The organism is Thiohalobacter sp. COW1 (assembly GCF_016629505.1).
Classification (GTDB): domain Bacteria; phylum Pseudomonadota; class Gammaproteobacteria; order Thiohalobacterales; family Thiohalobacteraceae; genus Thiohalobacter; species Thiohalobacter thiocyanaticus_A.
Window position 1 is genome coordinate 167,532 of the sequence record NZ_AP024239.1, and the last position, 15,583, is coordinate 183,114.

The 15,583-nt window shown below is 67.7% G+C and carries 5 protein-coding genes; all 5 read left to right on the forward strand.

Annotated elements, in window-relative coordinates:
• Positions 1 to 33 precede the first annotated feature (33 nt).
• The 5 genes from COW1_RS00770 (at position 34) to COW1_RS00790 (ending at position 15,560) form a co-directional block, all read left to right on the forward strand.
• The gene (locus tag COW1_RS00770) at positions 34 to 1,827 is read left to right on the forward strand and encodes a hypothetical protein (RefSeq protein ID WP_201345103.1); all 1,794 of its coding nucleotides are present in this window, start codon (positions 34 to 36) and stop codon (positions 1,825 to 1,827) included.
• 191 nt (positions 1,828 to 2,018) lie between these two features.
• A complete protein-coding gene (locus COW1_RS00775) occupies positions 2,019 to 12,548 on the forward strand; it encodes a filamentous hemagglutinin family protein (protein WP_201345104.1) in 10,530 nt (3,509 codons plus the stop codon).
• A gap of 125 nt (positions 12,549 to 12,673) precedes the next feature.
• On the forward strand, positions 12,674 to 14,458 hold the full coding sequence (locus COW1_RS00780) for a DUF2341 domain-containing protein (protein WP_201345105.1): 1,785 nt from the start codon (positions 12,674 to 12,676) through the stop codon (positions 14,456 to 14,458).
• A gap of 19 nt (positions 14,459 to 14,477) precedes the next feature.
• Complete coding sequence (locus tag COW1_RS00785) at positions 14,478 to 14,882, forward strand: biopolymer transporter ExbD (RefSeq protein ID WP_201345106.1); 405 nt, start codon at positions 14,478 to 14,480, stop codon at positions 14,880 to 14,882.
• A gap of 12 nt (positions 14,883 to 14,894) precedes the next feature.
• The gene (locus tag COW1_RS00790) at positions 14,895 to 15,560 is read left to right on the forward strand and encodes an energy transducer TonB (RefSeq protein ID WP_201345107.1); all 666 of its coding nucleotides are present in this window, start codon (positions 14,895 to 14,897) and stop codon (positions 15,558 to 15,560) included.
• The last annotated feature ends 23 nt before the right edge of the window (positions 15,561 to 15,583 follow it).

Here is a 15,583-nt window from a genome sequence, read left to right on the forward strand (position 1 = left end):
ATCTGAATATCATTTTCCGAAGGAGTCTCAATCATGCGTACCAAACTGAATCTGGTTGCCGCCAGCGTGGCCATGGCCGTTTCCGGCGGGGCCCAGGCCGGCGCCCTCGGCGCAGCCAACGAAATCTTCATCGGCGGTGCCACCGCCCCGCAGAACTTCCTCCGCGAAGACCTGACCATTCGTGTCTGCGATCCCTCCGATCCCATCCAGGTGTTCGTCGACGAAGTGGAAAGCCTGCCGTCCGAAACGCCCGGCGGCGGTATCCTGAACCAGGGCGACCATGTGGTCGTGCGCTGCACCGTCAAGGGCAGCTTCCCGGCTCCGATGGGCGGTGCCGATCTTGCCGTGTACAAGTACAACGGTGGTTCCTCCACCGGCGTTGCACCGGTTGCCGTCCCGGACGGTGCCAGCCCCGGCAACAAGATCTATCTGGATGCCTCGGTGGCCGGTTGTGACGCCGTGACCAATTCCCAGGGCGACAATGCCTGGCCGATCGGCCTGACCGGCAACAGCTACGAGCTGTACGAGTGCACCGACCCCAGCCTGATCAAAAACCAGGATCCGGATGCCGGTATCTCCGACATCGAGCCCGCGCCCTTCGTCGGTCCCCTGGCCCTGAGTGCCGGCACCGAGCCCCTCGGCGTGCCGCAGCGTCCGACCCAGGAATTCGAGGACAAGGGCAATCTCGATATCAAGCCCGGCCCCGGTCTGCTCTTCGGTACTGCCGTGACCCTGCCCATGTACGACGACCTGGTGGAGAGCCAGGCCAACGCCGGCATGCTGCCCGCCGACTGCGCCGTGACCCAGGGCTCGACCCGTGCCGAGCGCGACGCCGTGCGCTGCATGCCCAGCCTGCCGTCGGCCTTCATCAAGTCCGTGTTCCTCGGTCAGGTCACATCCTGGGCCGATGCCGCGCCCTATGGTCTGTCGCTGAACCCGACCAGCTTCAACGGCGGCGTCAACCAGGGCAACAATGTGCATCTGTGCAAGCGCACCAACGGCTCCGGTACCCATGCCCAGTTCTCCATCAACTTCCTGGGCACCAACTGCCGTGCCAACTCCAACCTGTCCATGGTTGAGCAGAACGACGGTGTCTCCTTCGCCGGTATCGGTCTGGTCGGCATGTACGCGAACAGCGGCTCTTCCGACATGGATGACTGCCTGAATGCGCTGGGTACCGGCAACGGTTTCGACGGTGACTTTGCCGGCCTGCCGCAGACCGATGCAGCCAATTTCGGCACCGGTGACTCCTCCGTGGTTCCCGGCAAGGATCTGGATCCCACTGCCGGTGTGGTGCAGACGGCCTCCGGCGCTCACCCGCTGGGCATCACCTATGACAACGGCGGCGTGCCCTTCACCGCCTACGGTATGGGTTACAACTCGCTGGAGAAGAACACCAAGCTGAACCTGGCCTACCGCTTCGTGAAGGTGGACGGCGTGGCGCCGACGCTGGAGAACGCCATCTCCGGCGAGTACAAGGATGTCTACTACCTGTCCTACCAGAACCGCGTTGTCAATGGCGAGCCTGATCTGCGCACCGGCGGCATCCGCACCACGCCGGCCGATGCCACCGAGAAGGCCGTGGCCAAGGAGTACTTCAAGGTCTGGAACGCCGTGGCTGCCTCCGCCATCAAGGCCGTCAATGAAACCCTGGTGGTCGACCCCAATGGCACCAAGGGTGATGCCGATGACTGGCAGGGCGGTTACGTGACCCCGGTCGCCGGCGCCTCTGCGGCCTACGACGGCTCCAATCCGGAGACTCCCTGGGCACGTCAGACCCTGACGGGTGCGCCTGACAGCTGCCAGGACCTGGGTGCGGTCCGGTAAGGATGAGGGTGTGACATACACCTGAAGCCACCCGCAAGGGAGTGTCGGGCGGGGCCGTGCAACGCGGCTTCGCCCGGCGCTTTTTCATGTGCACCGCGACAGGTGTGCATGAACAAGCGCCGGTCATGTGAAGAGCGGGGTTGTCCTGAAACTGGTGCGCCATGCGCGCCCTGCGTTGAATGATGCAGCTTATGCGTACAACAAAAAAACACGACACAGAATCCCCCGGCCAGGCCTGCCGTCGCGGCGTGCCGCTCACGGCCGCTGTCCGCGCGGGCGTGACCGGACTGCTGGTCGGCCTGACGCCGGCCCCGACGGTGCTCGCCGACGACCTGCCCGTGGTGCTGCGCGACCAGACCGGCGCGGTGGTGCGCTTCGACGGCGCCAACCTGCCCGGTCAGCCCTTCGCCAATGCCTACGGCGGCCGCAGCCTGCGGATCGACCAGAGCGCCGACCGCGCGACCCTGCACTGGGAAAGCTTCAATATCTCGAAGGACAATGAGGTCATCTTCGATCAGCCGCGCGCCTCCTCCATTGCGCTCAACCGGGTGCTGGGCACGGCTGATCTGCCCAGCGTGATCGACGGCCGACTCACCGCCAATGGCCGGGTATTCCTGATCAACCAGAACGGTGTGCTGTTCGGCCCCAACGCCCGGGTCGACACCCGCAGCCTGGTCGCGTCCACGCTGGATATCGATGATGAGCTGTATCAGGAGGTCGGCTTCGAGAACGCCATCAATGAGGACGGCAATCCGGCGGCCTTTGCTGCCGGCGGACCCATGGGTGAGATACGGGTGGAGGCGGGCGCGCAGATCCGCTCCGGCAGGAACGGCAGGGTGATGCTGCTCGCGCCGAGGGTGAGCAATGCCGGCGAGATCGAGTCGCCGGAGGGGCAGATCATACTCGCCGCCGCGGAAGACGAGGTCTATATCGCCCCGGCCGGGGAGGACGACCCCCTGCGTGGTCTGCTGGTGGGCGTAAAGACCGGTGGCGAGGTGACCAACCTGGGCAAACTGGTGGCCGAGCGGGGCGATGTCTCGCTGCTGGGGCTGGCGGTGAACCAGCAGGGGCTGGCGCGTGCCACGACCAGCGTTTCGCTCAATGGCAGTGTGCGCCTGGTGGCCCAGGACATGAACGGCACCGCTGCCGGCAATATCAGCGGCAACGAGGTGGACGGTTTTCGTTCGGTGGCGGCCCGTGCCGGCGAGGTGCGCCTCGGCACCGGCAGTGTCACCGAGGTGGTGGCGGATGCCGATCCCGCCACCGCGCCCGATACCCAGGCACAGGCCCTGTCGCGCATCACCATTCAGGGTGAGCGTATCCTGTTCGAGCGCGGCTCGCGTACCACGGCCACCGGTGGTGAGGTGGTGGTCGAAGCCAACGCCCAGCCGAAACAGCCGAGTTTCGACACCGCGGCCGATCCCGAGGGTTCCAGTGCCGGGATCCGGCTCGAGTCGGGGGCCGTGATCGACGTCTCCGGTGATGACACCACCGAGGTGTCGGTGGCACGCAACCTGGTCGAGATCGAGGCCCGCGGCAACGAACTGGCCGATGCACCGCAGCAGCGGGACGGGGTACTCGACGGCAAGACACTGAAGATCGATGTCCGCAAGGGCGCCGGTTTTCTCAATGTGGATACCAGTGGTGCCATTCAGCGGGGCGTGAACGAACGCCTGTCCGCGGGCGGCAGGATCGAACTGAAATCACGCGGGCGCATCGAGGTCGAATCGGGCGCCACACTGGATATCAGCGGCGGCGCGGTGACCAGCACGGGTGCCAAGCTGAGCACCAGCAAACTGGTGACGCGGGACGGCCGGGTCGTGGACATCGCTGAGGCGGATCCCAATCTGAGTTATGCCGGCGTGCTGGGGGAGCTCGAGATCGAGCATGCCAAGTGGGGTGTGACCGAGGCCTTCCGCATGAGCCGGGGCAGCTTCGAGCCCGGCTACGTCGAGGGCAAGGATGCCGGAACGCTCACGCTGACCGCGCCGGGCCTGCGCTTTGACGGCGATCTGATTGCCCGCACCACGGTGGGACGCAATCAACGCCGCCAGCCCGTCGATCTCGGCGGTGAGCGGTTCGCTGCGGTCATGCGTGACTTCGATCAGTTGCCGCGCGGCGGCGAACTGGTGATCAAGAAGCTCAACATCAATCTGCAGGATCTGGTGATCGGCAGTGACGGGGCGTTGCCGGCGCTGGACGGACATCCCGCCGGTGCCGGTGCCGCCTTCGTGCTCGATCCGGCGGTGCTGGCCGGCAGTGGTGTGAGCCGGATCGACATCGACAACGCCGGTCGCATCATCGTCAACCGGGATCTCGCGCTGCCCGCCTTCAGTGATCTGGAGTTGCTCGGCACGCAGGTCTGGATGCAGGCCGATGTCAGCGCACCAGGTGGCCGCGTGGCACTGGAGGCGCTGCGCAGCGGTCGTTCGGCCGCCGATCTCGGCGATCTGGGCAGCCTCGGCGCGCTGCTGCCGACGGCGGAACATGCCAGGGTGAATGTCGGCGGCAAGCTCGATGTCAGCGGTCGCTGGGTCAACGACAGCGCTGCGGTCAATCCGCAGCTGCCCACAGCGCTGATCGTGACCGACGGCGGCGACATCCTGCTGCACTCGGCACGCGACATCGAGGTCGGTGCCGGTGCTGTGCTGAATGTGGACGGCGGCGCCCATCTGGGGGCCAACGGCGACTTCGCTGCCGGTCGCGGCGGCAGTATCGCATTGCAGGGCTGGACCTCGGGCGAGTTGGGACTGCAGTCGCGGCTGGACCTGGCGGGCGAGTTGCGCGGCTTCGGCATGGGCGGCGGCGGCCGGCTGGCCGTCGAGGCCGGCCGGATCCGCATCGCCGGTGCCGGGTCCGATGCAAGTGGTGACTACAGGCTGCAGGGCAGCCGCCAGTTCGGATTGCAGGTGCCGACCACCGGGGCGCAACCGGTGCTGACCGTCGGTGCCGATACCTTCCAGCGCGGCGGGTTCCAGGCCTTCGATCTCACCGCTCTGCGTGATGATCTCGAAGTGGCGGCCGGGACCGAGGCCGCGTTGATCGCGGCCACACCGGTCCTGGACCCGGTGGCTGCACTGCAGCTGCAGACCGCGGCGGATGCCCCCGCGGCCATGAATCCGGGCTCCAACGACAGCCCGTTCGAACGGCTGCCATCGGCAGATTCGGTCGCGGTCTTCACCCGCGCGCAACGACTCCCGGCCTTCAAGCGCACGCCGGTGGACCTGCGTCTGGCCTCCGGCGATCTGGGGCAGTTGGTGCTCGGCAGCAACAGCAGTCTGCTGGCCGAGCCCGGCGCGGACATCCGCCTGACCTCCGGTTCCAATATCCTGATTGACGGCACCGTCAGTGCCCCGGCCGGCACGATCGAGGTGCTGCTCGACGGCGCCGGCGACAGCGCAAGCATCCAGGACCGGATCTGGCTCGGCCCCCATGCCGCCCTGCTGGCCGCGGGCGTAGTGCGCGTCGATCCTGTCAGCGCTACCGGCCGGCGCATCGGCGAGGTGCTGGATGCCGGCCGGGTCAGCCTGCGGGCGCAACAGGGCTCACTCCTGGCCGAGGCGGGCGCGCATATCGGTGTCGATGCCGCGGTCGGCACGCTCGATCTCGGGGCCGGAGGCATGCTGGGCCGCCGCGAGGTGGCCGGGGCGGCGGGCAGCATCGAGCTCAGCGCGGCGGAAAGCCTCATATATACCGGTACCCTGAGCGCCCGGGACCGGCTGAATGCTCCGGGGGGCAGCCTGTCGCTGCGGCTGGATCCGAACAGCCGCGGCGCTGCCGCGCCGGACCCGGACGTGGTGGACTTCTTCCATCGCGGTGAGACGGTGGTGCGCTTCGAGGACTTCAGTGGCACTTTGCCCGGCGCCACGGACACCCTCCCGGATGCCCTGATCGGCACCGCCCACGTCCCGGTCAGCCAACTCGTCGCGGGCGGCTTCGACAGCTTCGATCTCAGTGTGCGGACCTCGGCAGTGAACGAAAATGTGCCCGACCGGCCGGATTCTATCCCGGTGATCGAATTCACCCGCGATACCGCGCTTGGCCTGGATCGGCGCATCCGGCTGGATGCCCCCGTGATCCGCACCACCGGGGCGGCCAGGGTCGACCTGTCCGCGCCGCATGTTGTGCTCGGTTCCACCGCTGCCCGGGTGCGACTCGACGGGGCCACGCCGGCCGTGCGCTTCGATGCCGGCGGCGATGTGGAAAACAATGCCGACGATGCCGCCCGCGTAAGCATGAGCCTCGACCCGAGCGCCGGCGCCGGCCGGCTGCGGGTGGACGGTGAACTGGTCGAATTCGCCGGCGAACTGGTGACCCGCGGTTTCGGCGGCCCGGGCACGCCGGCGATCGATGTCAACGCCAAAGGTGATGTGCGTCTGCGCGGTGTGCGGGTGGTGAACAGTGATGACTTCACCGGCCTGCTGCGCAGCGCCGGCGACCTGCACCTGAACGCGCAGCGGGTGCATGCGACCACATTGAGCGAGTTCGCGCTCGAGGTCGTCGGTGCCGGGGGCGCCATCGAAATCCACAGCCCGTCCGCTGCGCTGACGGATATTCCACTGTCCATCGGCAGCAGGCTGCGCCTTGCCGCGGACCGGATCCGTCAGTTCGGCAACCTGTTCGCACCGCTGGGCGAAATCGCGCTGGAGGCGGATTCGCAGCTGCTGGTCGACGCTGCCAGCCTGACCTCGACCTCGGCACAGGACGTGCAGGCGCCCTTCTTCCGTACCCAGCCCGACGGTTCGCTGGTCTTCCCCAACCGGTTGAACGACGACGGCGACATCGTGTTCACGGAATCGGTTTCGGCCGCGTTCGAACGTGCCCTGCCGCAGCAGCGCATGCACCTCAGCGCTCCCGATATTCAGATCAATCCGGATGCGGTGTTCGACCTGCGCGGCGGTACCGAGGCCCGCGCCACCGAGTTCGTGCCCGGCCCCGGCGGCAGCCGCGACATCCTGCTGGCCGACATCGGCGCCGACGACAGCACCATCCCCAACCCCGCCTTCGCCATCGTGCCGCATGCCGGCGAGTTCGCCCCCTACGATCCGCTGGAGACGCCGCTCGCCGAGGCCATTCAGGGCTTCACCAGTGGCGATAGCCTGCTGCTCGATGAAGGCATCGCCGGTCTGCCGGCGGGTGAGTATGCCATCCTGCCGCCACGGTATGCCCTGTTCGGCGGCTACCTGGTCACGCCGGTGGCCGGAACCCGCGACCTCACGGCCGGCGCGGGTCGGTTGCGCGCCGATGGCGCACCAGTGCTGAGCGGCCGTTACGGCGTGGCCGGCAGCGATGCCGTTGCCAGCCGCAGCCAGGGTTTTGCCATCGTGACTGGCGCGCAGGTGCGCCAGCGCGCCGAATACCGCGAGACGGCACTGGCGGAGTTCTACGGCGAGGGTAATGCCCGGCGGCCGCAGGATGCCGGTACCCTGAGTCTGGAAGCCGGTACGGCGCTGCGGCTGGAAGGCCGGTTGGCGCAGGGCGGGGCGAGCGAGGGTCTGGGCTCGCAGGTCGATATCGTGGCGGATGCGATCCGCATTCGGGAACAGGCCAGCGGGCAGGACGGCATCGAACTGCTGGCCGTGCAGCTCGAAGCTCTGGGGGCGGACAGCCTGCTGATCGGCGGCAGCCGCCGCGTCTCCCCTGACGGCCTGGTGATCAGCGCGCGCGCCGATGCGGTCGAGGTCGCTGCCGGCGTGGAGCTTGAAGTGCCCGAACTGATCCTGGTGGGTGATGAGGTGCGCGTGGGTGAAGCCGGTGGCGCCTCGACCCGTCTGAGTTCCAGCCGCGAGGCCGGTGGCGAGCGCGAAACCCTGATTGTCGCCGGCGACGGCGGCAGCAACGGCGATGCCGCGGTGGTGGCGGTCTCGGATCGCAGGCTCGAACTGTCACGGCCGAGCCCGACCGGAACGGCGAGCGGGCAGCTGGAGGTGACGGCCGGCAGTCGGCTGGAGGCGACCGGCGCCGTGGTCGCCGATGTGGCGGGCGATGCCGTGATCGCCGGACGGATCGAGGCCGCCGATGGGGCCCGGGTCAGCCTGGGCGCGGCCGGCATCAGTCTGGGCGAGACCGACGGCCGGGGTCTGAGTTACGGCCTGATCCTGTCCAATGCCAACCTGGCGGGACTGGCCGGCAGCGACCTGGTGCTGCGTTCCGGCACGACCATCGAGGTGTTCGGCAAACTGGCGGACCCGGCGACGGGAAATAACATTAGTTTCGACCGCCTTGAACTGGATGCACAGGGGGTTGTCGGGCGTGACAATGACGGCCTCACCGTCGGTCTCGACGCCGGCGAGATCCGGCTGGGCAACAGCGGCGGCGGGAGCCTGGCCGAGGTCGGTCTGGCGCCGGCGGCCGGCGGACTGGAACTGCTGGCCGATCGCCTGCGCCTGGAGGCGGGTGACTTCGCCCTGCAGGGCTTCGGCAGGGTAACGGCGCAGGCGCGTGAATCGCTGCTGGTCTTCGGCACCGGCGAACTCGGGGCCGAAGCGCCGCTGACCATCGACACACCTGTGATTGCCGGCGCGGCCGGCGCCGACAGTGCCATCCGCGCCCGGGGCGGCGCACTCGCAATCAGCGGTGGTGATGCCGCGGCCGAACTGCCGTCCGGCACCGGGCTCGCGGCAGCCCTGCGGCTGGAGGGCACTGCCGTCCATTACAGCGGCCGCACGGTACTGCGCTCCGGTCGCTTGACGCTGCAGCAGACCGGCGACCCGGCCGCGGCGGTGGCGAGCGACGATCTGGTGCTCGGTGCCGGTGCCATCATCGATGTCGGTGGCCGCGACCTGGATTTCGGCCCGGAGACGGTGGGAACCCCCGGCGGGGACATCCTCCTGCGTGCCGACACCGGCAACGTGCGCGTGGACAACGGGGTGGTACTGAATGTCGCGCCGGGTACGGCCGGCGGGGGATGGGCCGGCACCATCCGGATCGATACGCCCGCGGGCGAGTTCCGGATCGCCGACGACGCCGAACTGCGTTCCGGATTGCGCGGGGGCGGTTTCATCCTGGATGCCCGGCGGCTCGATGTCGCCGGTGACGCATCCGCCGGTGCCTTCGGCGCACTCAACGATCTCCTCGGCAGCGGCTTCAGCGTCCGCCGTGACATCCGCCTGCGCGAACAGTCCATCCTGATCGGGGCCGGCGAGACCCTGCGCAGTCACAGCCTGCGCGCGGTATCCGATACCGGGGATGTCCGGGTGGCGGGCTCCCTGGACGCCTCCGGGCTCGTGCCGGACAGCGTGTATGAAAACGGTGGCCGCATCCTGCTGGCTGCGGGTGACCGGCTCGACATCGAGTCCACCGCCGTGCTGCGCGCCACCGGTACGCCCGCGGCAAACGGCGCCCCGCGCCCGGATACCAGGGGCGGCGAGATCGACCTGATCGCCCTGGATGCCGATGGCGATGACCCGGATGGTCTGCGTGACCGGGTGGAGATCGCCGGCGGCGCCCGCTTCGACACCCGGGGCGGGGCAGCCGCGCCGGCGTCGGATCCCTTCCTGGTCCGGGCCCCCGCCGAACGCGACGGCGTGGTGCGGGTGCATACCCGCCGGCTGGACAGCGACCAGGACGGCCAGACCGAGACCCTGGTCGCCGGCAGCCTGGATGCACAGTTGACCGGTGTGGTCCGGGCCGAACTCATCGCCACCTGGCGCATTGACGATACGCTGATCGATGCCGCCGATATCAGCGCCTGGCGAGCCGAGACCGAGGCCTTCCTGCAGGCCGCGCCCGCCTCGGTGGGCGGTTTCACCGTCCTGCCCGGCCTGAGCGTGGAGAGCGCCGGCGACCTGGTGCTGGCGGACGACTGGGACTTCCAGGGCGCGGCCAGCGCCGGCGGCTGGCGCTTCGGCCAGACCGCGACCGATCCGGGCCGGCCCGGCCATCTCACCCTGCGCGCGGCGGATGAGCTGCGCCTGCAGGGGGATCTGAGCGATTCCTTCTTCGATAACCCCGGGTTCGGCTTCTTCCTGCCCGGTCTGCCCGACCGCTTGGATACCAATCCCTTCGCCTGGAGCTTCAACCTGGTGGCCGGTGCCGATGCGAGCGCAGCCGACCCCCTGGCCGCCGGGCCCGATGTCGCCGATCTGGTACTGGATCCGGCCGTGCGGATCCGCACCGGCAGTGGAGACCTCCAGCTCGCCGCCAGTGGTGACATCCGCTTCGGTGACGGTGCGGCGGTCTACACCGCCGGGCGAGACCGGGGTCTGTCTCCTAACATAGAATCAGCGCGCCCGTCCACGGGGATCTTCACCACCGAGTTCACCTTCAACGACTGGATGGGCGAGGGGGCCATCTTCCCGGTCGACGGCGGCGATGTCAGTGTGCGCGCCGGCGGTAACATCCTGGGCGCGACCGCGCCGGCGCTGCCCACCGAATGGCAGCCGCGCATCGGCGAACCGACCCCGGACGGCGACCCGGACTTCCAGGGCCGTGAACTGGCGCTTGACGAGGGCGCGGTGCCGTCCCACTGGGGTCTCGCCTTCCACCGCTTCGCCAACGGCATCGGCGCCCTGGGCGGCGGTGAGGTCGACATCCGGGCCGGTGGTGATCTGCGCCGCCTGACGCTGGCCATCCCCACCACTGGGCGGACGCTGGATGGTGCCGTGACGGATACGAACGGCGACTTCGTGGTGGCGCAGGAGATCACGGAGGTCGCAGGCGGCGGTGTGTTGCGGGTCGGGCTCGGCGGCGATATGCACGACAGCCTGTTCTATCTGGGCGACGGGGTCGCCGATATCCGGGTCGCCGGCACTGCCGGTGCCGGCGACCTGGGACATCCACTGGAGATCGTCGCTGGCGGTGACAGCCGCGTGCGCGTGACCAGTGGCGGCGACCTCGACATCGCCCGGATGCAGGACTTCGGCATGGTGGGGATCAGCCCCAGCCAGGGGCTTCGGATCGGTGAGAGCGCGACCTATTTCGACAACGCCTTCTATACCTACACCGAGACCGCGAGCCTGGACCTGCGCGCGCTGGCGGGGGATCTGAGTCTGAGCGGCACGGCGGGTGACAGCAATGCCCTGGCGCCGAACTTCCGCGCGGCCAGCCTCAGCGCCGATCTGCGCATCCTTGAAAACATGACCCAGCTGCCGGCTGCCCGCGGCCAGCTCGATCTGCTCGCCGGGCGGGATCTGCTGGTGCTGACGCAGGCGGTCAGGATCCGTCTGCGGCAATCGGATCAGGACCGCGCGCTGCTGCCTGACGTTCAGACACCTGCGGGCAGTCTCAGCAGTCTCCGCCTGCATGCCGAGGTCCCGGTCCATCTGGGCGACCCCCGGCCCAACCTGATCGTCGCCCGGGACGGCTCCATCGAGACCGCCGGCACACCCTTCTGGGAACTCGATCTGGCCAAGGCCACTCATGTACAGGCCGGTCGCGACATTCTCAATGTCTCAGCCAAGGTCCAGAACACCAACGACACCGACATCAGTTCCTTCATCGCCGGTCGTGACATCCGCCAGCTCACTCAGCGCGATCCCGCCACAGGTGAGTTCCTGACCTTCAGGGAGGATTCCGACCTGGTCAGCCAGTTCGAGATCGCCGGTCCCGGTGTGGCGGAGTTCCTGGCCGGGCGCAGCATCCGGCTCGGCACCAGCGATGGCATCGAGACCGTCGGCAACATCAAGAACCGCTTCCTGGCCGACACCGGGGCCCGCCTCATTACCATGGCCGGCCTGGGCGGCGATCCGGACTATGCGGGCTTCATTCAGGCCTACCTGGTGGATGGCGTCGATACCGGCGAGCAGGCCGGCGTGGTCGATTACCGCGAGGAACTGGCCGCGTTCCTGCAGACGCGCGACGTTGCCGTTCCGGCCGGCGATCCGGTGGCTGCCTTCCGCGGTCTCGCACGCCGGGAGCAGCGTCAGTTCCTGAGTGACATCCTGTTCACAGAACTGCGTGAATCCGGTGTGTATGCCCAGACCAGCGGCACCGAGGATTTCTCCCGCGGCTTTGCTGCCATCGACACCCTGTTTCCGCAGCAGGATCCGGACGGCGGCATCAGCATGCTGCTGAGCCAGGTGCAGACCCTGGATGGCGGCGGTATCGACATGCTGGTCCCCGGCGGCAGCATCAATGCCGGCGCGGCCAGCGACAGCCTGATCGACAAGGGAGCCAGCGAACTCGGCATCGTCGCCGCCCGGACCGGGGATGTGAACATCTTCGTCGACCGCGACCTGCTGGTGAACTCGACCCGCGTGTTCGCCCTGCAGGGCGATCTGCTGGTGTGGTCGTCCAACGGCAGCATCGACGCCGGCAAGGGGGCCAAGACCGTTGCTTCCATTCCCGCGCCCATCACCCGGATCGGTCCCTCGGGCGAGACCGTGATCGAGTTCCCCCCGGCGGTGGAGGGCAGCGGCCTGCAGGGCGTGAACGCCTTCCTGTTCGCACCGCGCGGGGCGATCAACGCCGGTGATGCGGGCATCCGCACCTCGGGCAATCTCACCCTGGCCGCGACCGAGGTGATCGGTGCCGACAACATCGATGTCGGTGGTGTTTCGGTGGGCGTGCCGGTGGCCAGTTCCGGCGTGGGCGCGAGCTTCGCCGGTGTCAGTAATGTCGCCAGCTCCACATCCAAGCTGGCCGAGGATTCCACGGCCAGCATCGGCGGCAGCGGTGATGACGGTCAGGCCGGCGAGCAGTCGGCGGCGGGCATTCTCAGCGTCAAGGTGGTCGGCTTCGGTGACTGTCCGGCGGATGATCCGGCATGCAACAGTGACTGAATGCCGCCTGCGGACCAAGCTTCACATTCGTGCAACATAGTTTTTCGATAATCCCACACTTGGAATACACACGTCATCAAGGAACCGGTATGCGGCGCTCCATTGTATTTTTACTGATCTGTTTCATGCTGCCAGTCTCGGCTCAGGCCTGGTGGAACGAGGACTGGCAGTTCCGCAAGCAGATCACGCTGGATACCACGGCTGTCGGCGCCGATATTGCGGAGCCGCTCACCGATGTGCCGGTGCTGGTGCGATTGCATACCGGCAACTTCGGTTATTTCCTCGACATCATGGCCGCAGGCGAGGATATCCGCTTCATCGCCGACGATGACAAGACGCCGCTGGAATACCACATCGAGAAATTCGACCCCATCAACGAGATGGCGCTGATCTGGGTGCGCATCCCCGAGTTGCCGGCCAATGCCGCCACCCGTTCCATCTGGATGTACTACGGCAATGCCGCTGCCGTCGATGCCCAGGATGCGGCGGGCAGCTTCGGTGCCCGGGAGGCGCTGGCCTATCACTTCATGGAGGGCGAGGCAACGCCGCGCGATGCCACCGCCTATGGCAATCATGTCGGCGAGTTCAGCGCCGCGTTGGACCCGGCCGCGCTGATCGGCCACGGAGTGGTGTTCGACGGCAACGGCGCCCTGGTGGTCCCCGATGCGCCATCGCTTGGCTTTACCCCGGAAGACGGTTGGACCTGGTCGGCCTGGGTGAAGGTCGATGCCGGGCAGAGCGGCGCGGTGCTGCTGGAGCGCGGCGATGCCGCCGGCTGGCTCAGCCTCACGCTCGAGGAGTTGAGCGTGATCGCCCGGGTCGAGGCCGACGGCACGCTGCTGGCCGAGACGCCGGGCAACGCCGCCCTCAGCCCGGGCAACTGGCACCACCTGGCGCTGCGTCTGCAACAGGGACGCCTGGCGTTGTTCCTGGACGGGGTGGAGACGGCGTTCGTGGAAACCGAACTGCCGCCATTGCAGGGCGATCTGCGACTGGGTATGGCCGCTGACGGCGAGGGTGGCTTCATCGGCGCGCTGGACGAGATGCGCGTCAGCAACACCGCCCGCAGCGCGGCCTGGATCCAGGCCGCCGTCAGCGGCCAGGGCCCGGCCTCCAGCTTGCTGGTCTATGGTGAGGACGGTCAGCAGGAAGGCGGCGGAGAGAGCCACTCCTATTTCGCCGTGACCCTGGCCAATGTAACGGTCGACGGCTGGGTGGTGATCGTCATGCTCGCGATCATGGCCGCCATCAGCTGGGTGGTCATGGTATCCAAGGGACTGGTGATCCGCCGTACCCGCAAGGACAACGCCCGCTTCCAGCAGGCCTTCGTCAGACTCAGCGCCGGCGAGGTGGATGCGCTCGACGACGACAGTCTGGATGAAGACGACGACGGCAATGACTCCCCCCTGCTGACCGCCCTGTCCGGCCGGCATGACCACTTTGAGAGTTCGCCCATCTACCGTATCTATCACGCCGCCGTGCAGGAGATGCACCATCGCACGGCGCGCGCCGTCGGCGCCCAGGCCGCGGATCTGGAGCTTTCCCCGCAGGCGGTCAATGCCATCCGCGCCACCATGGACAGCGCCCTGGTACGGGAGAACCAGAAGCTCAACAGCCAGATGGTGCTGCTGACCATCGCCATCTCCGGCGGACCCTTCCTGGGCTTGCTCGGCACGGTGGTCGGCGTGATGATCACCTTCGCCTCCATCGCCGCCTCCGGCGATGTCGACGTCAACGCCATCGCCCCCGGCATCGCTGCCGCGCTGGTCGCCACCGTCGCCGGCCTGGCCGTCGCGATACCGGCCCTGTTCGGATACAACTACCTGAGTTCGCGCATCAAGGAGATCTCGGCCGACATGCGCGTGTTCGCCGACGAGTTCGTGGCCAAGGTCGCGGAACAACACAGCTGAGTCTGCAGGAAACCGTGCCATGAACGTACAAGAGGACAACGAACCCTACGACGACATCAATGTCGTGCCCATGCTCGACCTGGCCTTCGTGCTGCTGGTGATCTTCATCATCATGACCACCGCGACCGTGCAGGGCATCATGGTGAACCTGCCCAAGGCCAGCGCCACCCCGAGTATCGGCAAGTCCGAGACCAAGGCGATCACCATCACCGCCGAGGGCACGATCTACCTCGACACCTATCCGGTCACCATGGAACAGCTGGAAACCAGCCTCCAGCAGCACAAGGCGGTCAACCCCGATCTGCCGGTGGTGGTCAAGGGCGATTCGGCGATCCAGTATCAGGCCGTGGTCGATGTGCTCGACCTGCTGGGACGACTGGAGATTACCCAGATCGGGCTGGTCACGCAGAAGCTGGTCAAGTAGCGCTCCGTCGCCATGTCCCGTCGTGGCCTGTCAAGTCATCTCCCCAAGCTCATCGGTGCCGCGGTGGTGGTGGGCGTGGGCGTGGGCATGGTGCTGCTCATCATGCACTTCATGGGTGCCGAGCCGCCACAGCCGGATGAGCGCAAGGTGCAACAGATTACGGTGGTCAAGCCGCCGCCACCCAAGCCGGAAAAGAAGATTGAAAAGCCGCCCGAGCCCAAACCGCAGGAGGAAGTGGACGTGCCGGAGCCGGAAGCCATGCCCGAGGAGATGCCCGAGGTCGCCGAGCAGCCACCGCTGGGTGAGGAACTCGGGCTGGATGCCGAGGGCGTGGCCGGTGCCGATGGTTTCGGCCTGGCTGCCCGCAAGGGTGGGCGTGGGTTGCTCGGCGGCCAGGCGGGGGATCCCTTCGTCTGGTACGCCTCGCAGTTGCAGCGCCAGTTGGAAACAGCGCTGCTGGAAGACGACGAGATGCGCCGGCGTGACTACAGCGTCGTGGCCCGGATCTGGGTGGCCGGCGATGGCAGCATCCACCGCGCCGAGCTGGCCGGCTCCACCGGCAGCGAACAGACAGACCGGCTCCTGCTCAGCCGGATCGAGAATTTGCCGCCGCTGGCGGATATGCCGCCCGACGACATGCCGCAGCCCATACGGCTGCGGATTTCATCGCAGATCTGAACCACCTGCTGCAATCCGACATC